This is a genomic window from Escherichia sp. 94.0001, assembly GCF_013369155.2.
GTDB lineage: Bacteria > Pseudomonadota > Gammaproteobacteria > Enterobacterales > Enterobacteriaceae > Escherichia > Escherichia coli_F.
The window spans coordinates 1-25,430 of sequence record NZ_JABWMS020000013.1 but is presented as its reverse complement, the minus strand read 5'-3'; the positions used below and the strand labels follow the sequence as shown (position 1 = coordinate 25,430).

Sequence of the window (25,430 nt, the reverse complement as noted above, 5' to 3'; positions counted from 1 at the left end):
CAACCACACCGCCCCGCCGGAGACGGGGCGGCAGCAAGGGAGATACCGTGATGAAAACTGAACTGACCCTGAATGCCCTGCAGTCCATGAACGCACAGGAATATGAAGATATCCGTGCTGCGGGAAGCGATATGCGCCGTAATCTCACTCACGAGGTGATGCGTGAAGTGGACGCACCGGCTAACTGGATGATGAATGGCGAGTATGGCAGTGAGTTCGGGGGCTTTTTCCCCGTCCAGGTTCGTTTCACGCCAGCCCACGAACGTTTCCACCTGGCATTATGTTCGCCGGGAGACGTCTCTCAGCTCTGGATGCTGGTTCTGGTGAATTGTGGTGGACAGCCTTTCGCCGTCGTTCAGGTGCAACATATCTTCACGCCTGTCGCTATCAGTCACACGCTGGCGCTTGCCGCGACACTTGATGCGCAGGGGTACAGTGTTAACGACATCATCCATATCCTGATGGCAGAAGGAGGTCAGGCATGAGCGCACGTTCACGGGCACTGATCCCCCTCAGCGCAGAGCAACAGGCCGCCATGCAGGCTGTGGCTGTCACAGAACAACGTCGTCGTCAGGGACGCACACTTTCAGCATGGCCTTATGCCAGCGCTTTCTTTCGCTGCCTGAATGGCAGCCGCCGGATTTCGCTGACCGATCTCCGCTTTTTTGCTCCTGCGCTGACGAAGGAGGAATTTCATGGCAACCGTCTCCTGTGGCTGGCTGCCGTGGATAAACTGATTGAAAGTTTTGGTGAAGTCTGTGTTCTTCCCCTGCCATCCGATGCTGGGCATCGTCTGTTCCCGTCCGTTCCTTTTCGTGAAGGTGAGCGGCGTCGTCAGAAAACCACGCTGACAGAGCAGAAATACAGCCGCCAGCGGGAACGTGAGGCAGAACGACGGGAACTGGAATACCAGACATGTTTTGCTCAGGCGCAGATTGACCTTGCGTTTCATACTCCCGCCACGGTCGGAAGCTGGTTGTCCCGCTGGTCTGGTGTTGTTGAGGAGCATGATCTGGAAACGATTTTCTGGGGGTGGTGCGGGCGTTTTCCATCACTGTCATCATTTGACCGGTTTTTCTGGCAGGAGGAACCACTCTGGCGGCTGATTTTTGAAGCCGGTGAGGCCGGTCGTGGTGCACCGGTACAGATACGTGCACTTGAGCAGTGGATGATCCCGAACAAGCTGGAGAACGCAATATGATGAAATCAGCGAAAAGCCGCCGAGAACCCTCGCCCAATGCGGGTGGGGAGGAAAGGCGGAAAAGCCCGAAGGGCTTTAAAAATATTATTACGGTGTTAGCATAAAAACCTGTACCAATGAGCGGTGACTATGTTAAGAGCAACAAAAATACGCATCTATCCTACTCCTGAACAGGCTGCATTTCTCAACGCCCAGTTCGGTGCGGTACGTTTTGCGTACAACAAAGCTCTTCACATCAAAAAACACGCTTACCAGAGACACGGAGTAAATTTAAGTCCGCGTAACGATCTGAAACCGTTGTTGTCTGTGGCCAAAAAGTCCCGTAAATATGCCTGGCTCAAAGAATTTGACTCAATGGCATTGCAACAGGCGGTAATCAATATTGATGTGGCATTTTCCAACTTTTTTAATCCGAAGCTGAAAGCGCGGTTCCCGACGTTTAAACGCAAACACGGAAAACAATCGAGCTATCACTGTGTCGGGATTAAGGTGCTGGATAATGCCATCAAAATCCCCAAACTGGCCCCGATAGAAGCACGCCTTCATCGTGAACTTCATGGAAAGCTGAAAAGCATCACTGTCACCCGTTCTGCAACGGGGAAATACTACGCTTCCATTCTTTGTGACGATGGCGCTTCCGCACCAGAGAAACCCACGTACCTGAAGGAAGAAAAGATTACAGGTCTGGATATGGGACTGGAGCACTATGCCATCACTTCTGATGCTGTAAAAGTTCCGAATCCTCGCCATCTTATCAATGTAAGTCGTAATCTGCGACGCAAACAAAAAGCATTATCCCGTAAGCAAAAGGGAAGCGCGAATCGTAAAAAGGCCAGAATCCGTCTTGCGGCCTTACACGAACGGGTGGCGAATGCCCGTGCTGATTTTCAACACAAGCTCTCTCGCGCGATTGTCGACGAAAACCAAGCGGTAATTGTGGAGACGCTGAAAACAGCCAACATGATGAAAAACCACAATCTGGCAAGAGCGATAGGTGATGCTGGCTGGCACAGCTTCATCACAAAGCTGGAGTACAAGGCAGCGACAAAAGGCGTTCACCTGGTAAAACTCGACCAGTGGTTTGCCAGTTCGAAAACGTGCCATTGTTGTGGTTACAAAATGCCGGAAATGCCACTTCATAAACGCATCTGGCGATGCCCTGAGTGTGGAGCAGAGCACGACCGCGATATCAATGCGGCACTCAACATCCGGCAAAAAGGAATACTGGAACTAAAGGCGGCGGGACTCGTCGTCTCTGCCCATGGAGGCCAGCGTAAATCCGTCGCACAGACGGTTGCGGCCTGAGAAGTGGGAAGCCTCGCCCGACAGGGCGGGGAGCAGTCACGGGTGGTCTGGAGGTCATGCGGCGTGTCCTCTGCACTCGCCGGAATAAGGAAGTCGCCGGCGGCTCCGCTTTTACCCGGCCATGCGGGGCATGGCCTTGTGGGGTTTCAGCTCTGTGGCCTCAGCGTCGTGTGCGGGCTGTGCCGTGCCTCCATCTTAGCCGGGCTGGCAGGGATGCAAGGGTACGCTTCGCCGCTGCGGTCACCCGGTCCCTCCTTCCCGTCTGCCGTGATTTTCCGGTCGTTCGTCCGCTCAGGTTTCGCGGCCTCACCCTGCAACTCCCGTCAGCCGTGTGCGTCAGGCTGCGGCTTCCCTTGCGCCCCTGCATCCCCGCCTTATCGCCCGGCTTTTATGGAGGCACGGCACCGCCCGGTGTCGCAGAACATGTGACTATGGAGGATTCGGGAATGTCTGTTGTTGCACCTGCTGTATACGTTGGAACCTGGCACAAATACAACTGTGGAAGCATCGCCGGACGCTGGTTTGACCTGACCACGTTTGATGATGAGCGCGACTTTTTCGCCGCCTGCCGTGCTCTTCACCAGGATGAAGCCGATCCTGAACTGATGTTTCAGGATTATGAGGGATTCCCGGGGAATATGGCCTCTGAATGCCATATCAACTGGGCCTGGGTTGAAGGCTTCCGCCTGGCACGGGATGAAGGCTGCGAAGAGGCTTATCGTCTCTGGGTGGAGGATACCGGTGAGACGGATTTTGACACCTTCCGCGATGCCTGGTGGGGCGAGGCTGACAGTGAGGAGGCTTTTGCGGTTGAGTTCGCCAGTGATACCGGCCTGCTGGCTGACGTGCCGGAGACGGTGGCGCTCTATTTTGACTATGAGGCGTATGCGCGGGATTTATTCCTGGACTCCTTCACCTTTATTGACGGTCATGTGTTCCGTCGGTGATTTACTCCCCCGCTCCGGCGGGGGTATGGCCTGCCAGGCCGCCGGAAAACCCTGGCAGGCTTACGCCTGCCTGAAATGCAGGAGGGCCGCGCCTGCGGCGCTGCCCTTCCTGCCCGTCATGGTGTGAGGCATTTTTCTGTTATGTCGTTTCTGTTGTTCTGATTTCCGGAGGCGGGGACACCTTCGGCTCCCGGCTGCCTGGCGGCATCCGGTCGTCAGGCCCGACTCCGACAGGCAGCTGCTGGCGCACCCGCCAGTCTCCGCCGAACCCGCTGGCGCGGTTTCGGGCTGCCGCTACGGTCCGATGTCTGAAAAACCAGGCTTGCAGCGACCGTTCCGGTCGCGCCGCCCCTGTCGCGCCGGAAACGGCGCTCCCTGCACACCTGACGGTGTGTAAGGCCACTGCGCCTGATGGCGCAGTCAACCCTTCCGCCGCCACCCCTGCGGCCTGTTTCCCGCTGTGGACTTTCCGGGGGCTGGAGTAACCACATCCCGTTTCAGCAGTCCAGGGGAAGATATACCGTCCACAAAATTTTTAGCCATAAACCCGGCAAAAAATTTTGCGTCCGCCCCCGGACAGCTGCCCCGTGACGTGGTGACGGACGCCCCATCGGAAAGGTCCACTGCGGGGAGAAACCCCGAAGAAGTGGACGGCAGAAGGGGCTTTCGCCCCTCCGGGGAGCAACCGGTCGGCCCGGCGACCTGATTCAGCAGAAGGAGACGTTTTCATGACAGTCAGCAGCACGATTTCCGTTTTTTGCCGCGACGGGGTGTTCCGTACCGTTTACTGCCACCTGCACGGGGAGCCGACCTGGAACGGTCGCATCCTGCATACCCACTATGCCACCGGTCAGCAGGCCGAAGCCCTGGTTGAACACGGTGATATCCGTTGCCTCGGTCCCCGTTGCGACAAACCCGCCGGGCATACGCTTCAGAACCCGGTGGACGGTGTGACGGCTTATTACGGACGTGACAGTGGTTTCCGGATGGACAGTGAGGCGCGTGAGTACCGTTCTTTCAGGGAGGCTATTGCCACTGAAAGCACTGAAGAGGTGCGCTTCCATTATGTGTTCATCGACGGCTACTGGAAGGTGATGTACCGCACGCCGGAAGGCTGGAAGATGAAAGCGCTCGCGCTGGCACTGCGTCGCTGTCCGAAATGAAAAAAAGGCAGGGCGATAAACCCTGCCTCTCTCCGCCGGCGCTTCCCCGCCAGGAAGTCCGGCATCTCAATCACTATCTATGGAGATTATGCCATGAGACCATCAATTATCTTCGCAACCGCCGAGTATGTAAAGCGTCTGCGTGAAGAGTGCCTGCGGGAGAATAAACCCCTGCACCGCCATACCCGCTTCAGACGTCAGGAGCTGGCACAGGATGAGATTAACCCGGACGTCCTGGCGATGAGCGGTCATATCGCCAGACGCTGCAGTGAGCAGAAGCGGGTACGTATCCCCGCCATGAAAGTCAGCGAATGGGGCCACCTGCTCCGCGCGCTTGAAATTGAGCGGGTCTGCCACTGATTAACCCTTGCCGTCTGCCTGTGCAGGCGGCAGGATACGTTCAGACATCTCACCAGGAGGAACCGTGAGTAAGAAGAAAACCACCACGACGCCCACGCCGCATGATGCCGCGTTCCGGTCGTTCCTGGCGAATCCCGACGTTGCCAGGGATTTTCTGGAACTGCATCTTCCTGCGGAGTACCGGCAGTTGTGCGACCTGTCCACGCTGAAGCTGGAACCCGCCACCTTTGTTGAGCCGGACCTGCATCAGTACGCCAGCGATATCCTCTGGAGCGTGAAAACCACCGGGGGTGAAGACGGCTATGTTTATACGCTCATCGAGCACCAGAGCACCGAAAATCTGTACATGCCTTTTCGCATGTTACGCTACAGTGTGGCGGCTATGCAGAGACATCTGGAGCAGCACAAAACATTGCCACTGGTGATTCCGGTGCTGTTCTATCACGGTGAGCGCAGCCCGTATCCGTACAGCATGAACTGGCTGGACTGTTTTGAGAATCCGGCACTTGCGGCTAAAATATACACAAATCCGTTTCCGCTGGTTGATATCACTGTCGTTGATGACAATGAAATCATGAACCATCGCCGGATGGCCGCACTGACGCTGCTGATGAAGCATATCCGCCATCGTGACATGATGGAGCTGCTGGACAAACTCCCGCAGGTCATGGTGGAAATTTCAGACGAGCAGGTGCGTGTTCTGATTCATTACATCGTTAACGCAGGGGACTCTGTATCACCGGAATTTATGCGGGCGCTGGCTGAGCGTCTGCCGCAGCATGAGGATAAACTGATGACTATCGCAGAACGTCTTGAGCAAAAAGGTCGCCAGGAGGGCAGGATGGAAGGTGCGCTTGAAAAAGCCCTGGCTATTGCGTGCCAGCTTCAGAAAATGGGGATGACGCCGGAGCAGATTAAGCAGGCTACCGGACTTTCCGATGACGAACTGAAGAAAATCACTCATTGATGAGAACCGCAAAGCCCGGCAAAATCCCGGGCTTTTTTGCCAGCAGGAGCAGAGAAAACAGTATGACGCTTGCAGAACGTCTTATACAGAAAGGTTTCGACGAAGGTTTTAAAGAAGGTTTTAAAGAAGGTTTTAAAGAAGGTTTTAAGAAAGGTGCGCTTGAAGTGGCGCGGGAAGCAGCCTGCCGGCTGCGGGATATGGGCTGGACGCCGGAACGGATTCAGGAGGCGACCGGACTTTCCGGTGAAGAACTGAAAAAGCTGTTTCCTGATGAGCAGTAGCCTGGCATTCAGCCAGGCTGTGAATCACGCTCACACATTCCCTGCAGTTTCCCCCAGTTCATTTTCCAGTCGCCTGATGATATCTGCCTTACGCATCCCCTGCATGTGAGGCAGCAGGTCACGGACTGAAAGTGCCTGGGTGGTCCTCCAGACGGTGACGTCCACCTGTTCCGCATTTTCCCAGGCGTGCCATGTTCTCTGCGTCACGCCAAATTCTCTGGCCGCTTTTTCGCGTGACCAGAGCATGCTTTTTCGCCAGATTCGCAGTTCCCAGCCGGTCATAAAACACCTTTGAAAAAGTGAAAAAACTTCACTTTATTTTATCATCACAATTGCCAAATCAGCGCGATAAATAAGTGTAAAAAAATGAAGAAATTTCACTTTTTTTTGCTTGTAAATGTCGTGCGGTTTTCTCTGTTTTCACCTGTGCGGGAGTGGTGTGCCAGTGACCACCACATGCCATTGTTGTGCCGTCGTTTTTCTTCAGTCGCGCCGTATGCGGCGCTCCCTGCACACCTTACGGTGTGTAAGGCCACTGCGCCTGATGGCGCAGCTGTCTCTGCCTGTCTGCCGCCGCACTGCGGCCTGTTCTCCGCAGACGGACTTTCCGGGGGTACATACATGACCACATCCCGTTTCAGTCGTCCAGGGGAGAGATGTACCAGCCACAAAACTTTTTGCCGCAGGCGTCAAAAACTTTTGCGTCTGCCCCCGGACAACTGCCCCGTGACGTGGTGAGCGTCCCCCGTCGGAAAGGTCCACTGCGGGGAAATCCCCGAAGACCCGGACGGCAGAAGGAGCTTCGCTCCTCCGGGAAATGACCTGGCTGACCCGGCAGTCGTGACGATGAGGAGACAATGTGATGAATCAGACTTTACCCACTGCTGACCTGAATACTGCCGGCACGACAGATGTTATTCCGTCTGTGGCTATCGACCGCATCATCGCGCAGCGTAACGAAGGTATTGCACTGTTCATGCAGGCGATGGAATGCCTGGCGACAGCGCGCAAGATTCTGCTCGATGCGTCAGGTGATATTTTTCTTTACGGGTTTGAAGACTGCGTGACTGATTCCGTTCGTCGCATAGATAAACCGGAAGAAGCGAAAAGGAATATCACCCGTCTTGCCGACCGGAAAATCTGGGAGCGCCTGATGACAGATACGGGCATGTACACCTTCATGAGTTCATGCCAGCGTGATGAGTGGAACAGCCAGCTGATGAGCGACACCTGTCCTGAAATCACCCTGGACAATGTACTGGCAACATTCCGCCATCTGAATGCCTGCAAGATGCAGACATTTGAACAGGGACTGATTGATGTCTACCGGAAATTGTCATGGGATTACAGAACCAATAATCCCTGCCGTCTGGGTAAGAAAATCATTATTGAAAACCTGCTGTACCGCTGGAGTAACGGGCGTGTGACGCTGGACTGCAGCGGACGGGAGGCACTGGATGACCTGGTACGTCCGTTTTATCTGCTGGAGGGGCGCAACGTTCCTGACTTCAGGAACAGCATCGGGGCGCAGTATGGTGAATTTCTCGGGAACGGCGACAATGTCGGTAAGCTGTTAGAAGGGGAATATTTTACGGTGCGTGGCTACCAGAAAGGGACCGTACACATTGTCTTTAATCGTTCTGACCTTGTTGAAAAACTGAATGATATTATTGCACGGCATTATCCAGGTGTATTGCCGCCACGAGTCTGATTAAACAGAAAAGCCCTGGTATTTATGCCGGGGCTTTTTTTTCTGTAATCATCATAATCTCAGAACACGATGTGACATTGTCACATCAATTGTTGTTCATATCGATGCCATCTTTCCTGCCTGAATCTGTCTTTTTAGGTGCTGTTTTAGAGGAAGAACGGCGGGATGGTTTTTTCGATTCTGCTTCCCGAATAATGTCACGAAGTGCCTTCTCTCCTACTTCATACCCTGCATTTTTGAGCGTGTCACGAACATCTGCCAGTGTATAACCCTTTGTCCTTATCAGGACAATAATGTCATCACGAATGGCATCAAGAAAATCACGCAATGTTTTCCGTTGAGCGGTGAGATCTGGCAATTCCGATAAAGCAGCTTTTGCCAGCTGGATGTCATCATCTGAGTAAAATTTTTTAGAAGCCATTGGCACTTTCTCTCCGTTTCATGTTGAAGTCTGATTTTATCATCAAAAACTGACTCCTGGCAGGGCTGCGCCCTGCCTCTGCCGTCTGCATAAGACTATGATGCACAAAAATAACAGGCTATAATGGCCTGAAAAACGGGACAGGATGTGTAATTGTAATACCGTCACACGCGACGCTATTACAATTACCATCTGGTCAGGGCTTCGCCCCGACACCCCGTAAGGAGCCTGAAGTGAGTGATAGTGCGGTAAGAAAGAAAAGTGAGGTACGGCAAAAGACAGTTGTCAGGACACTCAGATTCTCTCCTGTTGAGGATGAAACTATCAGGAAAAAAGCTGAAGATTCCGGACTTACTGTATCTGCTTACATCCGAAATGCAGCACTGAATAAGCGAATTAACTCCCGGACAGATGATGCTTTTCTGAAGGAGTTAATGAGACTGGGAAGGATGCAGAAGCATCTGTTTGTTCAGGGAAAAAGAACCGGTGACAAGGAATACGCAGAAGTACTTGTTGCCATAACCGAACTTACAAATACATTGCGTAAACAGTTAATGGAAGGTTGAGGATTCTCCGGTGAATGCAGTCATTCCGAAAAAGAGAAGGGACGGCAAGTCTTCGTTCGAAGACCTGGTGTCCTACGTCTCTGTCCGGGATGACATGACCGATGAGGAACTGAATTTATCTTCTTCTTCGCAGGCTGAACAACCGCACCGGAGCCGCTTCAGTCGTCTTGTTGATTATGCAACACGCCTTCGAAATGAATCATTCGTGGCACTGGTTGATGTCATGAAGGACGGCTGCGAATGGGTTAACTTTTATGGTGTGACCTGTTTTCACAACTGTACATCGCTTGAAACTGCCGCTGCAGATATGGAGTACATTGCACAGCAGGCACACTATGCGAAAGATAATACTGATCCTGTTTTTCACTACATTCTTTCCTGGCAGGCCCATGAAAGCCCGCGTCCGGAACAGATTTATGACAGTGTACGCCATACCCTGAAATCTCTCGGGCTGGGTGAACATCAGTATGTCTCTGCCGTGCATACCGATACTGATAACCTGCATGTTCACGTTGCGGTCAACCGGGTGCATCCGGTTACAGGTTATCTCAATTGCCTTTCATGGAGTCAGGAAAAACTCAGCCGTGCCTGCCGTGAGCTTGAACTGAAGCATGGTTTTGCTCCGGATAACGGTTGCTGGGTCCATGCGCCGGGAAATCGTATCGTTCGCAAAACTGCCGTTGAACGTGATCGCCAGAACGCTTGGACACGCGGAAAAAAACAAACTTTTCGCGAGTATGTTGCGCAGACAGCGGTAGCTGGTTTACGCAGTGAACCTGTACATGACTGGTTATCCCTGCATCGTCGTCTTGCTGAAGATGGTCTGTACCTGTCTCAGATGGACGGAAAATTTCTGGTGATGGATGGCTGGGATCGCAACAGGGAAGGTGTACAGCTTGACTCGTTTGGCCCTTCCTGGTGTGCAGAAAAACTCATGAAAAAAATGGGTGACTACACGCCAGTACCAAAAGACATTTTCAGCCAGGTGGAAGCACCAGGACGCTATAATCCGGACTTCATTGCAGCTGATGTTCGCCCGGAAAAAATCGCTGAAACAGAAAGTCTGCAGCAGTATGCCTGTCGTCATCTTGGAGAACGTCTGCCGGAAATGGCACGGGAAGGACGGCTGGAGAACTGCCAGGCTATTCACCGCACACTGGCTGAAGCGGGATTATGGATGCGTGTTCAGCATGGTCACCTGGTTATCTGTGACGGTTATGATCATAACCAGACTCCCGTTCGTGCTGACAGCGTATGGTCACTGCTGACGCTCGACAATGTGAATCAACTCGATGGTGGCTGGCAGCCTGTACCAACAGATATTTTTCTCCAGGTTACGCCAACAGAACGCTTCCGTGGTCGTCGTATGGAGAGCTGTCCTGCGACCGATAAAGAATGGCACCGTATGCGTACAGGTACGGGGCCGCAGGGGGCTATCAAACGCGAACTGTTTTCTGACAAAGAAAGTCTGTGGGGATACAGCATCAGCCATTGTAGCCCTCAGATTGAAGAAATGATCACACAGGGTGAGTTTACCTGGCAGCGTTGTCATGAGTTGTTTGCACAACAGGGACTGATGCTACAGAAACAACATCACGGGCTTGTTGTCGTTGATGCCTTTAATCATGAGCAAACGCCGGTGAAGGCCAGCAGCATTCATCCTGATCTGACTCTGGGGCGTGCAGAGCCACAGGCCGGACCTTTTGTGAGTGCCCCAGCAGATTTGTTTGACAGGGTGCAACCTGAAAGTCGCTATAACCCGGAGCTGGCTGTCAGTGACAGGTACGGGGTCAGCAGTAAACGTGACCCAATGCTGCGCCGGCAGCGACGTGAAGCCAGAGCTGAGGCCCGTGCTGACCTGCGTGCCCGCTATCTGGCATGGCGTGAACAATGGCGTAAACCAGATCTGCGTTATGGGGAACGTTGTCGGGAAATTCATCAGGCATGCCGTCTGCGGAAGTCACACATTCGTGCGCAGTACGATGATCCGGCATTACGTAAGCTGCATTATCACATTGCAGAAGTTCAGCGAATGCAGGCATTGATCAGGCTGAAAGAAGACATCAGGGATGAGCGGCAGAAACTTATTGCTGACGGGAAGTGGTATCCACCCTCTTACCGTCAGTGGGTCGAAATTCAGGCTGCTCAGGGAGACAGGGCTGCTGTATCGCAGCTGAGAGGCTGGGATTATCGCGATCGCCGTAAAGATAAGTCACGCACAACGACAACAGACCGCTGTGTCGTGCTTTGTGAACCGGGCGGAACGCCGGTATACGGTAATACCGGTGATCTCGAGGCCCGTTTGCAGAAGAACGGGAGTGTTCGTTTCCGTGACCGTCGGACGGGAGAGTTTGTCTGTACGGATTATGGTGACAGGGTTGTTTTCCGTAATCACCATGACCGCAATGCGCTGGCAGATAAACTGGATTTGATTGCACCGGTATTATTCGGGCGTGATCCACGCATGGGTTTTGAACCAGAAGGAAACGACAAACAATTTAACCAGGTCTTTGCTGAAATGGTTGCCTGGCATAATGTGACAGGCCGTACCGGTCACGAAGACTACAGGATTACGCGACCGGACGTGGATCATCACCGTGAAGGAAGTGAACGCTACTACCGCGATTATATCGCGGCGAACAGCAACGATGACGCATCACTGCCTCCGCCGGAGCAGGATAAACGCTGGGAACCGCCTTCTCCAGGTTAAAAAAAAGGCCGCGCCAGAATCCGGCGCGGCCACTGTTCAGTACATTCCGTCCCAGTCCGGACGGTTGGTTTTTTTATGATGAAACCCGTTTACAGGACGCCCTGTCAGGTGGTTATTGTCCTGTGGAAGCGTTAACAGGTTTATACCTGCTCGTTCTGCTCTCACTGATATCTGATTTTCCTCTTTTGTTTCAGGTAGTTCTGGTCTGTTCAGCGTGATATAGCGAATTCGTCGCTCTTCCCGTGTGGTCGTTTTAAGCGTATTTACCGCTGTTTCCCACAAGGCACTTTCACGTGCGTTGATATCTGTGTCGTACTCTTCCAGCATTGCCATAGCCGCCTGACGTCCTGCAATGCGTTGCTGGAATGTATCCACGATCGTGTGCGGCTCTGTGCGAATTTTTCGTCTTTTTCTGGAGGGTTTTGCAGTCAGGACGCCAATGATGGCACTGACATTTTCCGGTGACGGTATTCGACGTTGAGCTGTACGGGGAACCAGACGGCGGAGACGGTCTAGGCGAGGTGCATCCACGCTGATATACCTGTTTATAACAACGGGATCGCTACTGCAGCTTTTCTCATTGTCAGGGATGAAGAATGATGCTGATGGTACGGTTTCTCCCCGGAAAATAGAAAAGAACTCGCCAGGATGAAGTTCAATCAACTCCTGAACATCTATCTTACTTTCCATCAGGATGCTGATTTGTGGGCTGTCAATCCATGATTCACCAAATATGCCGTCCTGACGCTGCAGGTTGTTCATCCTCGCCCTGGCTTCTTCACCGGCGGCGCTTTTCAGCGTTCTGGCCGTACTGCCCTCGCTGACAATCCTGCCGGCAAATTTTGTCCCCGTGTTCTGCATCAGTGTTGCAGTATTCGTGGCTGTTGTCTGTCCTTCTATACGTTCCTGGTCCTGTGCCATCAAAATCAGAGCAAAATCCAGTGAACGCACCTGAGTGGCTTCCACAGCAATACGGTCTGTATAGTATGCCCCCACTTCATCAAGGAAACACAGATAAGGGAAACGCCCCTTATATTTTTTGACTTCCAGTGCATCGGAATCAGTTCCTTCGAGGCGGTAGCCCAAATCACGGGCGAGAATCATACTTTTCTGGGTGATAAACATTCGTCCCAGAGCAGACGTTGTATGCGCTGATGTATCCAGAGCGGGGATCATTACCATCAGAATCCTGTCGCTGTGAATGCTGTCACGGATATCGATATCACCGGAATCTTCAGCAAAAATATCCCCGAATGCTTCCGTGAATGTGCTGAAAGTTTCAGAAAACTGCCCGGAGAGATAAGCATGTTGTTTTCTGGGTTCTTCCGTCCAGGCTGATGGTGTCCTGACCAGCGACAGGTCGAAACCGGGAACGTCCTGAAGGTAGTTACGTAACGGTGCGATAGCTTCTTCCGGCCACTGATCATCGAGGCCACGACAGTAAAGTTTGGCCATCCCTTCGAGAGTCATATGTTCACGGAGCATCTGCAGCGACATTGTTTTGCCTTCGCGCACACACCAGAATTTAGTACCAAATACCAGTGCCTTGTTCATGGCAATGGCCCGGGACTGCCACTCGCCCCCCTGGACGTTCTGGGGCAACATTGACTGCATTGTCTCCGCTGTGAATGCCTCAGTGCTGTAACAGAAGGGATTCCAGGTATTTGACTGAGGTCGTGTTTTTTCACCACTCAGAATGATTTCACTGCGGGATTTTCCTCCGTTCATGAAGTTGATGACTTCCACATCGTCTTCACGGCCAAAGCGTCTGGCCAGATACCAGATCGTTCTTGCCGTATCATTCTGTGCCTTGCCATCGACAAGGGTGAATCCTCTTGCCCAGCAAAGCGGGTTAATCGCCCAGGCAAAGATGGTTTCCGTTTTACCACCACCGGTGGTGGCGAAAAACATTATATGGCGGGTCAGATCGTCCATACTCAGCCACAACTCCCGACCTATATCCCTGACGCGTTGATAACCAACATAAAATATGCCGCTGGCCGGTGACTCCAGGATGACCTCATACTGAAACAGAGTTGGCCAGAAGCTGAAAAGGCTTCTTTTAATCATTCTGTCCTGTGACGGGTCAGCACATTCCAGCGTCATGGGCATACGAAGAGGGCAGCGCCATCGCTGCAGACTAAATACCAGCATCGTTATCAGTGTGAACAACAGACATGCCGGTAATGCAAGTGGCCAGATAAAACTGGCCACAAGACTTGCCACCAGGCAAAAGCCATAGATATTGAGACTCTGGAGTGCATTCCAGACAGGATTTCCCCAGGCTGTACGGTGTAAAAGCTCGGGGTTAACGCGATGTTCACTCATGGTCAGACTCGCTGTCGGTGGTTTTCAGGAATAAATTAAGCGTGCCAGTTTCCTGCAGAATTCCAGTAGGCAGATGCCAGCCCGTGTCGGACAGCACCCATGGGGTACCGGCAAATCCGAACTTACGGAAGGCGACATTGTTAACATCAATCGCAGCTCTGGCTGCTTTCAGGCATGTTTCATCTGCAGGCGTTGTTTCTTCTGATGGCGTCATCATTCCGTTATCTGCGGAATACAGTCGGTGCCAGCCGGCAGCACGTTTCTGAGCATCTTTTTCACACAGCAGTGGTGCCACACGGTCGGTGGATTCCTCTCCACCAATAACTGAAACCGGGTAGATAACGACATTGAAGTCGCTGGCCAGGCGTTTTAAGGCCGGCTCCAGAAGTCTGCAGTTAGGACAGGCAGGATCGAGAAATGCGAACAGGGTTCGTTCATGACCGGATGACAGGTTGATGGTAAACATGCCCCGATCGGCGTTCCGCTTCAGAACAGTAGCCAGATTATGTCGCGCAGCTGCGGCTTCCGGATTTTTGCTTGTGATTGTTTTCTCCGGTACCTGGACGTCTTTTTTCGGGGGAACCGGGAGTTGAATGCCTTCATTTAATGGCACAGTGTGATTCAGGTGAGGGGGAAGCAGTCGTGGCTCACCTGCTGTCTGTACTGCTTCAGGCGTTGTATCATCCCAGAATACACGATCAACATAGCGGAACAGAGAGAAGCCAATCGTTGCCATTACGAACAGCACAACGCTGGCGATTATGCCACGGAACAAAGGTGTTCTGCTGAAGCGGCGTTCCATCAGATATTCAAGGCGCAGGCAGGAATCAATAGCTGTAAGTATCTGGTCAGCGTTATGCTCCTGTTTATCAATCAGGACGGTTTCTTTGTTACGGGTGCCCATGGCGTCAAAGGCTATATGAATCAGTTGATTATTTCGTGTTACCAGCCCTGACAGGGCATCCCGTGGAAGGACGGCAATAATTTCTGTCCTGCCATCCGGCCAGATTGCCTGCACGGAAATATGTTTTGCAATACGTGTTGCAAAGTACTCGATTGTCATTTTCAGTTCTCCGGATAATCAGAATTCGTTGTCTGTAGCAGGTGTGCGGGGCAGGATGTCGTCGGTGAGGGACCAGTTGGTCAGGATGCGGCGTTTCCGGTCGCGATCTGGTTGTGGTTCATCCCAGATAAGACCGAGACTGAGCATATCCCGCCGTAAGCCTTCCACCGCTTCATCAACACAGGGTTCAGGGCAGGGGAGGCCAAAACGCATGGCTTCGGCCTCTGCACGTGCAACGGCCACCACGCCAGCGCCTTCAATAAATCCTTTCGTGGTATTGGCGCGGTGTAATGCATAAAACAGCGTCCTGTCCACGCCTTTCAGCCAAATCCAGTTGGGGGGCGTAAGCCGCAGGTCATGTGCATACAGCCAGACCAGCCCACTGCGGACGTAGCGATGTTGTTTCAGCCATTGCTGTGCTCCGTTGCTTTTAATCACTCTCTGGAAAGCTGATTTGGCCAGTGAATAAACAGGGGTACAGAATTTCCCACTGTCCCGTTTGCTTTTAATTCTGCATGAGAGGTTCAGTGTATCCATGAGCTTTAATGCTGCCTTACGATCATCCAGGAAATACTGAAGACCAAATATGGCAAAGAGCGCTTTTTCATGTGGTGCCATGTCTTTCCAGGACGTTAAAGGTTTACCTAACTGGGCCATGAAACATCGTCTTGCAGCTGCAACATCGAGCTGCATATTGGTGATGAGAGTATGCTGCTCGACAAATGCTTCCGGGGTGAGAGCAACCCGCCGTTCAGGTCGTTTGCCACCATGAAAGAGTTTTTCCGGATCACCATCTGCCAGTACAGGGGCGATAGCAGGGGACAACGAAGCAAAGATGTGTGGCAGGCGGGTAATATCTACTGGTCTGCGGGTGAAACGACTTTGTCCCGGATGTTGATACCACTCCCACAAACACCAGAGTGTCACAGGTAAGAGGTACATCCACAGAATACCTATGGTCTGCTCCATGACGTTAACCCACTGGCTATAGCTTATGTTGGCGGCGTTGTTACCGGTCATGGCAAGCAGGTTGTATCGTGGTGCTGCATAGTTATGAAATGGTCCCCAGTCAACCAGTCCCCATAAGGTATGAAGAATCAGGCAGCTGGCGTAAACCACTTCCGGCAAGAATAACCATATAACGAATAGCAGCAGGATAAGAAGGACACCAACAGCGCCCCATATCTGCATAGGATCTTCTGCGACAGGCTGTCGATTGTAAGACATGACAAAGTCTCCATTTCTGGAATTTAAATCAAACGGAAAGGTTAAAAATTTATTTGCAGGCGATAAGAGCTAACCAGAGGAATTAGCCGTGTGATAAAAGGATTGTTGCAGATACGAAAGTCGTTAGAATAGCTGCGGGCGCTTGAGGCTGTATGCCGAAAGCGTTTTGTGGACGGTATACAGCAGAAAGCCCCTGGAGATTTTTTTATCAATCAACCAAGGGCTCTACTGTAATGCTTCGACAACATTATAGTAGCCCGATAACCGCCGTAAGGCAATGGAGGGGCTATGATGCCACAGCGAACGTTTTTAATGATGTTAATCGTCATCTGTGTGACGATTCTGTGTTTTGTCTGGATGGTGAGGGATTCGCTTTGCGTACTCCGGCTCCAGCAGGGAAACACAGTGCTTGTGGCAACGTTAGCCTACGAAGTTAAACGTTAACGGGCAACACGGCGGCAGGTTTTCTGCCGCCGCTTTGTTGCGAAGGCTGACCTCATTGCGCCCTTTCTTCTTCAATGAAGCGTATCCGGTATTGTTTCATTTCCCCTGAAGCCGATTAGCTCCAGCCGAATGCCTTTGCCATCGGGGGCCACGTTCTGCATTTCGCAGATACCACGTCGGGTCATGAGTGTGAAGGCTGTCATTGCCAGCATGGCTAACGCGTTTTCCTCGCTTCCGCTGCGTTTCTCGAGAGCATCGGCAATTTCTTCTATGCTCCCCACCTGAAAGCAAGAGTCGAATTCTTTACTCCACTTTTCTGACATCGGATTTTCTTTCTGTATTTATGGGTAGTTATCGAACTGAATGTGCCAGTTTTTTCAGAAGACGGCAAAGTTGAGATGGCTGGTTCAGGTTCAGAGCATGAGTTTCCCCGGTGTGACGGGCATGGCGGGGCGGATTTTGCAGATACAAAAGACGTAAAAAAACCGACTGGTGAGGCCGGCTTTTTTACTGTTACGCTACAAAGTTGATGACTCTGACCAGAAAAGAGCTGTCTATAACTGACGCTAAAAATGATAATTTGTTCTACCTGATTAATGCAACATGCCATAAGTTTACGGGAAAGGCTGACCACCTGATATTGTTGCAAAATACGAAAGTCGTCAAAATCGCGGTGGGGAGCTTGAGGCTGTAAGCTGAAAGCGTTTGTGAAAGCCCCGGGAGATTGTTCTATCAATCAACCAAGGGCTCTACTGTAATGCCTAGACAACATTATAGTAGCCCGCTGACGTCCTCCACGCCAGAGGGAGCTTGCTACGTACAGCTTGTCGTTACTCAGAAGTAATAAATGTAAAAAAACCGACTGATGAGGTCGGTTTTCTTACTGTTCCGTTACAGAGTTGGTGGCCCTGACTGGAGGAAATCTCTTTTCAGCTAACGTTCTTATAATAGTGTTCTGTTCATTTGATAACAACCACCCTTGTAATCCGCAGGTTAGCACTGTCTGGCGACACTTCTGTCGTGATGACGGTAACCAGAACATGAGTCTTCCCGGTATAACAGGCATGGTGGGGCGGATTTGCAGAAACAACAGATGTAAAAAAACCGACTGGTGAGGTCGGCTTTTTTACTGTTCCGCTACAGAGTTGGTTGCTCTGGGCGGGAAAAGACAGTCTGTATCTAACATAATCAATTCTATGCTTTGTCCCACACTATGTCAAAAATCCTGCTAATCAAAAAAGAGATCTCACGTTAAAAATTTGTACCCTTCTTTAACTTCCAGTGCCTGCTCCTTTGACTCAAACATCAGTCTTGTTTTCCCGGGAACACCCCATGAAATGTATTCAACATCTATCCACCATTTTCCATATTCTTCATATGGCCCGGATATTACTTTTTTGACAAAGGCGTCTACCAGATTCATTGTTTTTTCCTTTTTGTGTTGAAAATAATTAATGCCAGAGCACAGCGAAAATAATGAATGCGCTGGCTGTGATAATTGCGATTTTCTCCCATATGATATTTTTCTCATGGGGGGTTCTACGGAGATTATTTCTTCGCATTGAGATACCGGTATTCATGTTTTATCTTGGACTTTTGTTTTGTTGTCTGTCTGGCAGGCTGTTCTGCGCCCGTTTGTGACAAGGTTAGCTTATGGGGTTAAATGGTCACGGACATCATGCGGACGGTTCCCTGTCACATGCCATCTGGTTTTTTCATTCAAATTGAGAGATATTGCTAAGTTGAGTCGCTTGCGATAGTGGACTCCTGTTTGTAAGTGAGTGCCATTGTTTATTTCATGAAGAGGATTGATTATGAGCATGCCTCCTGCGATAGCTAATACTTTCTTGTTTGAAATGATGAAGAGTAAATCAAAAGACGTTACACTTGCTGCGATCTATGCATTAGGTGAAGGCCGGTGTCAGGCGGAGAACATTACTCGTGAATTACATAGATTGAGTCAAAGTGATGATATGGAAATAAAAATTGCTGCGATTAAAGCACTTGGTCGAATTTATCGGTAACGGCATAAGTTATCTGTTGTAATGAACAAAAGCCGGCTCATTTGAACCGGCTGTTATGGAGGGAGCTTATCTTAAAATACTTCGGCTACAGGCATGCCTGCAATCTGCTCCCACTCCTTACGCTTTTCCTGAATCAGGCGAGGAAAGTCGACAGGGTAATCATATCCTCGACTTGCCATTGCGTGCATGGTGTTTGATGCTGTTTCTGGATGAGCACACCATGATGGAACAGGAACCATTGGCAGATTGATGTATTTCGTATGAATTTCCAGTTTTTTGTCGTCTGTTACAGTACGAGTGAAATTATGAATGTCAAAACCGATAACATCCATAATGTTGCCTGGATAGATACGGACATACAACATTGTGCCATTTTTAAGGTCAATGCCGAAATAAGCTCCCTGGGTTAAAGATAATCCCTCATACCCCTTCTCTGGAGAGTAGAAGCCTGACTCTTTTATTGTTTGTACAACTTTTCTTATTTTTTCTCTCCTTGTTTTTGCACGTGAGTACATCCATATGCCTGGCGCAAGTAATAAGAACCAACTACCGAAAGTGACAACATAATCTTCGACCTTATTTCCGAAATAACGATCAGAACATAGCATTTCGGTAAAGCCTAATGCGCAGAACAGAAAAAAAGGTATTCCAAGAAAGAAATAAGCTTTTCTTAATACATAATAAAATAGCCACCAGGTTGGAAATCTGTCTGTTGTTTCTTTTTTAGCTTTCATATAATGCCTCCCCTCGTACTATCTATTATTTTAATGCCGATGGGGAGGTTGTGCAATATTTATATTGATATTATCCTTTTATTCCGTCCTTGTCGTCACTTCCTTTTGTATTATCTTTAAGACGATCTGTTTTCATTCCAGGAGTATGTCGGATATTGCGACTTCCTCCAATAAATATTTCTTTAACAGAATTTGCCATGCTGCCAAGCGTGTTGGCTCCATCACGTCCCCCTAGGAAGTTAATAACATGATCAGGTAGGTAGGCCTGAAGGGCAAATATGGCAGCTACAGTGGTTGTACAAATTCTGGCGTATATCAGCAAGAAACCAGCAAGACTGAAAATACCGGTCAGCGAATTGAACTGTACGTTAACCAGGGCAGCGCCAAATAATGCATTCAGTATTGTGCCTACGGCGATGATGGCTACAGAAGCAAAGAAAAAACCAAAGACCATGATGGGCGGCCTTATCATACTATCAATTAAGTATATATAACCGTAGGCTGCCCGACTTCCTCTGTCTTCTGATGTCCCGAGATGTGTTGCAGCCCACAGCGGCCCGGCGGTACATCCTATTAATACGCTGACTATCCAGTTCCCGATGCCTGTCATCCAGAAAATAAACGGAATGAATGGCAGGTAAATTGATAAGGAAAATCCAGCACAGAACATCAGGAACAAAAGAAAATAAACAGGTGGTGCAAGTGCTTCAAACAGCGCGGTAAGCATCGAAGCGGCACCTGTTAGTGAGTTGAAGAATTTTACAAGAATTGAATCTTTGCCACCGGCAACGACAACTCTGGCCGTTGTATATATAGTCCAGATTCCTTCTGCACTTACCATTGTTATATCTCCGATATTTTTCATTTTTATCAGAGGATTAATTTGAGCACTGGTTGTGCCTGTGCCACTTGTTTCCGTTGCAATCCTGTTAGTGAGACTAACAAGGGGGCCCATAATTTCAGACAAGGCAGATTTCGGATCTTGTGCATTTGCCATGCGTTGTTCACTGGATGATACTACTGTGCCCAGCGGTGGCGTATAGGAGGAATTCTGCAGTTGCGTCCTATAGGCACTCATGACCGCACTGAATAAGTCAGTATCACCAACTTCTCCCAGTGATGACATTGAAGTTACAGCTGGAGCTCTGTCAGCCAGCTCTGCCAGACGCTGGTTAGCAGTGGCAAAGGTCTGATACCATGCGCCAAGCGTTACCCACCCGTAGGTTGTGAGATAAGATTTAAGAGCCTCTTTTCTGGATTGCTCTCCGTTATCAGTGGGTAGCGATTTTTGCACAGCACGTTCGTATTCGTCGGCTGCTTTCTGAATTCGTGTCTCGATATCCGGCAGTGTTCCGTTGCCAGAATTTCTTTTTTCCAGAAATGTTGTCACAAACTCACTGGCAGCGTTGTCCATGTCGCTAATCATATTATCCATGGCTGCACGTTGTGCTGAGATAACACCGCTGTACTCGTTTTTACTGAAGGGATTAAAGAATTTTCCAATCGTCGACTGATCTGTTGTTCCGTTTCCTTCTACTGACAGGCTGGCTGTACCACAGATACCGCTGCCATTGGATACCGTGACAGTGTAATTACCACTGGCGGTTTTAGCTGATTCTGTCATCAGTGAAGTCGAGGATTTGGCGGTCTGATTAAAATCATTTAGTCCTGCGTTAACCGCATACTTACATAGTTCCATTTCAAAAATGCCACGCGCAGCTGTTCGTGTGGATGCCTGAACTGGCTGTACAGTCATTGAATAACCATTTGCGATATTATCAGCGGCAACTTGCACCATCACATTGGCGGACCCAACCCCCATTATCGATGCGCCCCATAACATAATGAGCTGAGCGAGACTCCAGCCATTTCCGGTAGGAACGATCATCAGAAAACCTGCGACGAAACTCAGTATGCCGACAATATCGCGCCCGACGCTGAATACCTGTCCCTGATGCCCCGAACGCACAACATGGCGGATACTAATGAAGATACACCAGACGATAGCAAGTACGGCAATGATATTGTTGAACACCCAGAACATGCTTCCGATCAGGGTGGGGTCGCTGGTTGACAGTGGATTGGTGACCACATCACCGAATATCGTGACCAGCGCCTGGCGGGACAGATCGTCAGGATTGGTGGCGGCAGACACAATATCCTGATAGGTCACTGAAGCCATTGCCGGCAGTGAGGATATAGCAAGGCCTGCACAGAGTGCGCGAAGTAAAATTTTCACAGTAACTCCGGAATAGAATTGCGTATGGGCAAAGGCCACACAGGATTTAATTAAGGGGGATGGCGACATGCCAGTGGTACTGGCATCTGGACGTGATCAGTATTGTTTACTGGTTACGGCAATTAATGTGGCATTGCGCCAGCCATTGCGGTCGTTCAGAAAATCACGGAAAGTCCCCTGCTCGGGTTCGCTGACTTTTCGTTCATGCAACTGCCAGAGGCGGTATGTAACTATCAGAGCTCTGGAAGCACAAAGAGCGACGCCTGACAGTATCAACATAAGAGTGCTGATGGCGCGTACCAGTGTCATCAAAGGTAATGAGGAGGCGGCAAAGAGCATACCGCTGAGGAATAAAGCGATGGCCAGCAGACTCCAGCAGCATAACCGCCATGCTGTTCTGCGCCGACGGAAACGGCGATCCAGATCGTCTACTGACATATGGCTGGCCAGCAGAGCTTCTTCCCACGAGAGGCAGAGTTGCGCCTTTTTATTATTTACCTGACGGAATTTTTCCAGCCTGCTTTTTTGTTGCTTTAGCATATGCTGTACAGAATTCGTTATCAGGCGAGTCTCCATCAGCGGAACAAAAATGTTAATAATCCTCCGGGTGGCTATGCGGGTTATGGATGGTGATTTTTTGACGTTTTTCGTCTGGTCTGAATTTTCCGGTAACTTATTCATTTTTTCAGTCCTGTTCTGACGTCAGCTTTCAACGTGCGTTTGCCTGATTGATTGTTTTCTCAAGGCTACCGAGTTGTTTTTCATAATACTGGCGGGCAGTCAGAGCCAGTTGCTGGCCAGAGATAACATTACCCTGGCGGATCTGTTCTTTCAGATCGTTCAGCTGCCAGTTCATTTGCGCAGTGATTCTTACCAGTTCACGGAGCAGGTTATCCCCCTGCATTTCCTGTAAATCCACCAGGTATGCTGTGTTGGCGTAGCGCCGGCCAGCCTCAAAAGCTTCAAACTCACGGGTACTCATATATCCCCGTGCTTTTGCTTCTGGTGAAGCCACCTGGTCGAAGTAAGCGGCCGCTGAGTCTGACTGCAGTGTTTCAGCCAGTGCTTTACGTGTGCTTTCATTAGGCGTGCTGTCAGCAATCAACGTCAGTTGGGGATTCGACGCAGAATCAATGATGCCGTTGTATTCGTTCTGGAGTCCGACGTAGGTTCGCCCACTCTGGGTATTCACTTCTCCTTTACCCAGAGCACGACCGGCAGAGGGGCGGGAAGTGTTTTTCATGTAAGCCGTCGCTGCATCTATTTGCTTCTGATCCCATGTCAGTGCCGCAGGTGTGTCCGCTGTACCTGCGCCGTGATAAATCGAGCGTACCTGACTGTCTCCACCTGGTATTTCGCCCACAGAAGGACAAACGGCGGTTCCTCCAAAACGTGCATATTCTGCTTCTGTACAGTAACTGGCGTGTATGGCCGCGCCATCATAAGCTTCCCGCACGGGAGAGTTTGCTGCGCTGGCCAGACGGTCGCGGATGTTACGGTTGCTCACACCGCCACCTTTACTGAGTTTTGAGGCTGCGGATGCTGAGGCACTTTTGCTTTCTGTTGCAATCCCTGATGCGGATTCACTGCAGATGGAGTCTGGCACGGTGAAGCTTTTCCGTGCCTCCTCGAGGCGCTGAGTTTCATTACTGAAAATCATCTGCTGACGTGTCGCCTGTCCGTTCTGGGCAATGACACTTGCCAGCTTTTCAGAGTTCTGATTGATAGCGGTACCCGTGGCTGTCTGGGTACTCAGTATGTCACTCAGCACACCTTTGATGGCCTCCATTCTGGGGACGACCTGCTGTTCAACGGGGCGGCTGGCGACGACGGTGACTGAATACGCATGAGCCTGGCATGCCGTTCCACTCAGGATGGCTATAAGGGCTGCGAGTAATGTTTTTCTTTGCATTTTATTGTCTCCTGCTCGGGGTGGAGCACAAGGTCAGGAAGGCTGTCGTATTTTCTGTCTTCAGGTAGTGGGGCCAGTGGAAAACACTGATATCGCCTGGTGATATAACCTTTCCTGTTCCGGTTATCGATGATGCTGAAAGAACGACGTCTGACGCGCCGTAAGGTGGACGGGTCAGTATCCATGACAGGCCAGTCACCGGCACTCAGTGCCGGCGTTCCGGGAACGGATGGCCATAACCAGGTATCATCGGACATCAGCGAAGCCAGCGGTGAAGGGAGTATCCACTGGATGACATGCTGAACGTCGAATGGTGCTTCATCCGGGACAGAAACCTGCCATATTGCCGTTGTTATCAGCTCATCTGTGCTGGACGGCAACAACAGCCGCATGCCTGTAACCTTTCCCTGTGTTCTGGCATCCGAGGCGTATATCACTCTGGGATTGGGGGCCGGATGTAACCTGAAGAGACGTGACGGCAGAGTGAATGAGAAACTGTCACCTTTTACCTCAAGTTTTTTAAGAAATACCTGCCCTCTGGCAGGTCTCCGGCAGCGTGGGGTGATATGAATTGTACACATCAGAGATTGTATCCCTGTTTTCGGATGAGCTCCGAGGCCAGATCTTCAATAACATTGTCACTGTTATGTTGGCCCGCCCGGTGCTCAATTAATGACGTTGCAGAACCTCTGGGGAAGTTTTCGGCCAGAATCTTACGTGCCCGAACTGAACCTAACTTATTTGTCAGCGTTTTACGCAGGGCACTGTCTTTTGGCGATGAGTTCAGCGCCCATAGCTCCAGTGGACCGACGGTAAATTTGAGTATTCTCGCAAGCGTGCCACTTTTTACCCTGAATACTCCCAGAACAGGAACACCACTACCATCTGGTGCCGGGCCTTCCGGCATTTTCAGGAAGCGTTTCAGCATAAATTCAGGCACGTTGAAGTTATCCCTCAGTACGGGGATATCTTCGGGTTTGTAGCGTATTAACCAGAGAGTATTTGCTGACTTAAGAACGCTTTCCGGGTAGTCCCTCAGATACTGCGTACTCAGAACCGTGCGGATAGCAAACTTGCGTTGTTCGCGCTCCTGGGTATCCAGATTTTCCCAGATGAAGTCAATTCCCCGGGCGTTATGCAGTTCATCATAAACTTTTGTCTTAACCTCCTGATCAAGTTGGTTAATACGTTTAAGAGCGATTTCATGGTATTCCCGTGGAAGCTGCTTTAACACTTCATCCCTGTATTGTGGCAGGGTGAAGTCACCACCGGCGATCTGACCTGCAAGCAGGTACATGATGCCGGTTTTAAGCCTGCCTGCAGGCGTTTTGTCACCGGCAACATTATTCAGATCGACAGCGATGACCCGGGTTTCCGGGTTGATCATAAACCGGGTATACCCGGATATCATGGGGTAGTCGTTATGTCCCTGCTCCAGGGCGCGGCGGATGTAGTCCAGCAGAAGCTCGTTTGAACCATCACGCTGAACAGTACCGAAAACATCCCTGAGACTGGTATGGCCCAGCATCGAGGACACTTCGGGAAGCTGGGGCATTGCCTGATAATGAGCCCGCTGAGCCGCCATGATATACCCGGCATTGTGGAGCATATCCCGGACTTCGAACCAGGTTGATCTGGCCCACCAGGCTGCATCATGTTTTTCATACAGTCCCGAGTCCTGCAGTGCTGAATCCACCAGTTCTTCCGTTGAAGCGCGATAAAGTCGCGGATTATTTTCACCGTACTCTTTAAAAGCCAGCTCGATAAGCTGGTTGAACCGCCCCGGTTTTCCTGGAGAGTGTTTTATCTGTGAACTCAGGCTGCCAG

General features: G+C 50.7%; 25 protein-coding genes and 1 pseudogene. 13 read left to right on the top strand and 13 right to left on the bottom strand.

Going from position 1 to position 25,430, the window contains the following annotated elements:
* Window positions 1–50: 50 nt before the first annotated feature.
* From psiB to HEN33_RS09020, 8 genes are all read left to right on the top strand, one after another.
* A complete protein-coding gene (gene psiB / locus HEN33_RS09055) occupies window positions 51–485 on the top strand; it encodes a conjugation system SOS inhibitor PsiB (protein ID WP_000845897.1) in 435 nt (144 codons plus the stop codon).
* Window positions 482–1,201: a plasmid SOS inhibition protein A gene (locus HEN33_RS09050; protein ID WP_001276260.1), complete on the top strand. Its 720-nt coding sequence runs from the start codon at window positions 482–484 to the stop codon at window positions 1,199–1,201. The genes psiB and HEN33_RS09050 overlap by 4 nt, the downstream gene beginning before the upstream one ends.
* A 129-nt stretch (window positions 1,202–1,330) precedes the next feature.
* Window positions 1,331–2,506 carry an RNA-guided endonuclease InsQ/TnpB family protein gene (locus HEN33_RS09045; RefSeq protein WP_000942657.1) on the top strand — a complete coding sequence of 392 codons (1,176 nt, stop codon included), beginning with the start codon at window positions 1,331–1,333 and terminating at the stop codon, window positions 2,504–2,506.
* Window positions 2,507–2,952: 446 nt separating this feature from the next.
* On the top strand, window positions 2,953–3,453 hold the full coding sequence (locus HEN33_RS09040; RefSeq protein WP_000117611.1) for an antirestriction protein ArdA: 501 nt from the start codon (window positions 2,953–2,955) through the stop codon (window positions 3,451–3,453).
* 728 nt (window positions 3,454–4,181) lie between these two features.
* Window positions 4,182–4,616, top strand: a complete 435-nt coding sequence (locus HEN33_RS09035; RefSeq protein WP_000218863.1) for a hypothetical protein — start codon at window positions 4,182–4,184, stop codon at window positions 4,614–4,616.
* 93 nt (window positions 4,617–4,709) lie between these two features.
* Window positions 4,710–4,976, top strand: coding sequence for a hypothetical protein (locus HEN33_RS09030; protein WP_001247862.1), 267 nt, complete (start codon window positions 4,710–4,712; stop codon window positions 4,974–4,976).
* A gap of 64 nt (window positions 4,977–5,040) precedes the next feature.
* Entirely contained in the window at window positions 5,041–5,943 is a 903-nt protein-coding gene (locus HEN33_RS09025) for an Rpn family recombination-promoting nuclease/putative transposase (RefSeq protein WP_000038404.1), read from the top strand.
* Complete coding sequence (locus tag HEN33_RS09020; protein ID WP_001334682.1) at window positions 5,943–6,224, top strand: hypothetical protein; 282 nt, start codon at window positions 5,943–5,945, stop codon at window positions 6,222–6,224. The genes HEN33_RS09025 and HEN33_RS09020 overlap by 1 nt, the downstream gene beginning before the upstream one ends.
* A 30-nt stretch (window positions 6,225–6,254) precedes the next feature.
* On the opposite strand, the gene HEN33_RS09015 is transcribed toward HEN33_RS09020, so the two are convergent.
* On the bottom strand, window positions 6,255–6,506 hold the full coding sequence (locus HEN33_RS09015; protein WP_000148286.1) for a helix-turn-helix transcriptional regulator: 252 nt from the start codon (window positions 6,504–6,506) through the stop codon (window positions 6,255–6,257).
* A gap of 580 nt (window positions 6,507–7,086) precedes the next feature.
* On the opposite strand from HEN33_RS09015, the gene HEN33_RS09010 reads away from it, so the two are divergent.
* Complete coding sequence (locus HEN33_RS09010) at window positions 7,087–7,935, top strand: DUF4942 domain-containing protein (RefSeq protein WP_001077027.1); 849 nt, start codon at window positions 7,087–7,089, stop codon at window positions 7,933–7,935.
* A gap of 85 nt (window positions 7,936–8,020) precedes the next feature.
* Here HEN33_RS09010 and HEN33_RS09005 read toward each other — a convergent pair whose 3' ends face one another.
* Window positions 8,021–8,356 (bottom strand): molybdopterin-guanine dinucleotide biosynthesis protein MobC, encoded by a 336-nt coding sequence (locus HEN33_RS09005; RefSeq protein WP_000157086.1) that lies wholly within the window; start codon window positions 8,354–8,356, stop codon window positions 8,021–8,023.
* Between the two features lie 233 nt (window positions 8,357–8,589).
* Here HEN33_RS09005 and nikA point away from each other — a divergent pair, with 233 nt between their 5' ends.
* Window positions 8,590–8,922, top strand: a complete 333-nt coding sequence (gene nikA / locus HEN33_RS09000; protein WP_001283947.1) for an IncI1-type relaxosome accessory protein NikA — start codon at window positions 8,590–8,592, stop codon at window positions 8,920–8,922.
* A gap of 10 nt (window positions 8,923–8,932) precedes the next feature.
* On the top strand, window positions 8,933–11,632 hold the full coding sequence (gene nikB / locus HEN33_RS08995) for an IncI1-type relaxase NikB (RefSeq protein WP_001474686.1): 2,700 nt from the start codon (window positions 8,933–8,935) through the stop codon (window positions 11,630–11,632).
* 36 nt (window positions 11,633–11,668) lie between these two features.
* On the opposite strand, the gene trbC is transcribed toward nikB, so the two are convergent.
* From trbC to trbA, 3 genes are read right to left on the bottom strand one after another with little or no spacing between them, the layout of a single operon-like run.
* Entirely contained in the window at window positions 11,669–13,960 is a 2,292-nt protein-coding gene (trbC, locus tag HEN33_RS08990; RefSeq protein ID WP_001289271.1) for an F-type conjugative transfer protein TrbC, read from the bottom strand.
* Window positions 13,953–15,023 (bottom strand): IncI1-type conjugal transfer protein TrbB, encoded by a 1,071-nt coding sequence (gene trbB / locus HEN33_RS08985; protein WP_000151575.1) that lies wholly within the window; start codon window positions 15,021–15,023, stop codon window positions 13,953–13,955. Before trbB ends, trbC begins: the two co-directional genes overlap by 8 nt.
* An 18-nt stretch (window positions 15,024–15,041) precedes the next feature.
* Window positions 15,042–16,250 (bottom strand): IncI1-type conjugal transfer protein TrbA, encoded by a 1,209-nt coding sequence (gene trbA / locus HEN33_RS08980; protein WP_000121273.1) that lies wholly within the window; start codon window positions 16,248–16,250, stop codon window positions 15,042–15,044.
* A gap of 291 nt (window positions 16,251–16,541) precedes the next feature.
* Here trbA and HEN33_RS08975 point away from each other — a divergent pair, with 291 nt between their 5' ends.
* Window positions 16,542–16,694 carry a Hok/Gef family protein gene (locus HEN33_RS08975; protein ID WP_001303307.1) on the top strand — a complete coding sequence of 51 codons (153 nt, stop codon included), beginning with the start codon at window positions 16,542–16,544 and terminating at the stop codon, window positions 16,692–16,694.
* Between the two features lie 71 nt (window positions 16,695–16,765).
* Here the strand turns inward: HEN33_RS08975 and HEN33_RS08970 are convergent, their stop codons facing one another.
* Together HEN33_RS08970 and HEN33_RS08965 are read right to left on the bottom strand one after the other, a co-directional pair.
* Window positions 16,766–17,017 carry a hypothetical protein gene (locus tag HEN33_RS08970; protein ID WP_001291965.1) on the bottom strand — a complete coding sequence of 84 codons (252 nt, stop codon included), beginning with the start codon at window positions 17,015–17,017 and terminating at the stop codon, window positions 16,766–16,768.
* A gap of 923 nt (window positions 17,018–17,940) precedes the next feature.
* Window positions 17,941–18,117 carry a hypothetical protein gene (locus tag HEN33_RS08965; protein ID WP_001054900.1) on the bottom strand — a complete coding sequence of 59 codons (177 nt, stop codon included), beginning with the start codon at window positions 18,115–18,117 and terminating at the stop codon, window positions 17,941–17,943.
* A gap of 391 nt (window positions 18,118–18,508) precedes the next feature.
* Here HEN33_RS08965 and HEN33_RS08960 point away from each other — a divergent pair, with 391 nt between their 5' ends.
* Window positions 18,509–18,718 (top strand): HEAT repeat domain-containing protein, encoded by a 210-nt coding sequence (locus tag HEN33_RS08960; protein ID WP_000062603.1) that lies wholly within the window; start codon window positions 18,509–18,511, stop codon window positions 18,716–18,718.
* A 71-nt stretch (window positions 18,719–18,789) separates the two neighbouring features.
* Here HEN33_RS08960 and excA read toward each other — a convergent pair whose 3' ends face one another.
* The 6 genes and pseudogenes from excA to traU form a co-directional block, all read right to left on the bottom strand.
* Entirely contained in the window at window positions 18,790–19,452 is a 663-nt protein-coding gene (excA, locus tag HEN33_RS08955; protein WP_000644794.1) for a plasmid IncI1-type surface exclusion protein ExcA, read from the bottom strand.
* Window positions 19,453–19,522: 70 nt separating this feature from the next.
* Window positions 19,523–21,691, bottom strand: coding sequence for a DotA/TraY family protein (locus HEN33_RS08950; RefSeq protein WP_000698368.1), 2,169 nt, complete (start codon window positions 21,689–21,691; stop codon window positions 19,523–19,525).
* Between the two features lie 96 nt (window positions 21,692–21,787).
* Entirely contained in the window at window positions 21,788–22,372 is a 585-nt protein-coding gene (gene traX / locus HEN33_RS08945; protein WP_001037998.1) for a conjugal transfer protein TraX, read from the bottom strand.
* Window positions 22,373–22,400: 28 nt separating this feature from the next.
* Window positions 22,401–23,603: an IncI1-type conjugal transfer protein TraW gene (traW, locus tag HEN33_RS08940; RefSeq protein WP_001189158.1), complete on the bottom strand. Its 1,203-nt coding sequence runs from the start codon at window positions 23,601–23,603 to the stop codon at window positions 22,401–22,403.
* Window positions 23,570–24,184 carry an IncI1-type conjugal transfer protein TraV gene (gene traV / locus HEN33_RS08935; protein WP_000337394.1) on the bottom strand — a complete coding sequence of 205 codons (615 nt, stop codon included), beginning with the start codon at window positions 24,182–24,184 and terminating at the stop codon, window positions 23,570–23,572. Before traV ends, traW begins: the two co-directional genes overlap by 34 nt.
* Window positions 24,184–25,430 (bottom strand): annotated as a pseudogene (gene traU, locus HEN33_RS08930) (IncI1-type conjugal transfer protein TraU); the annotation flags it as partial. The gene traV and the pseudogene traU, both read right to left, overlap by 1 nt.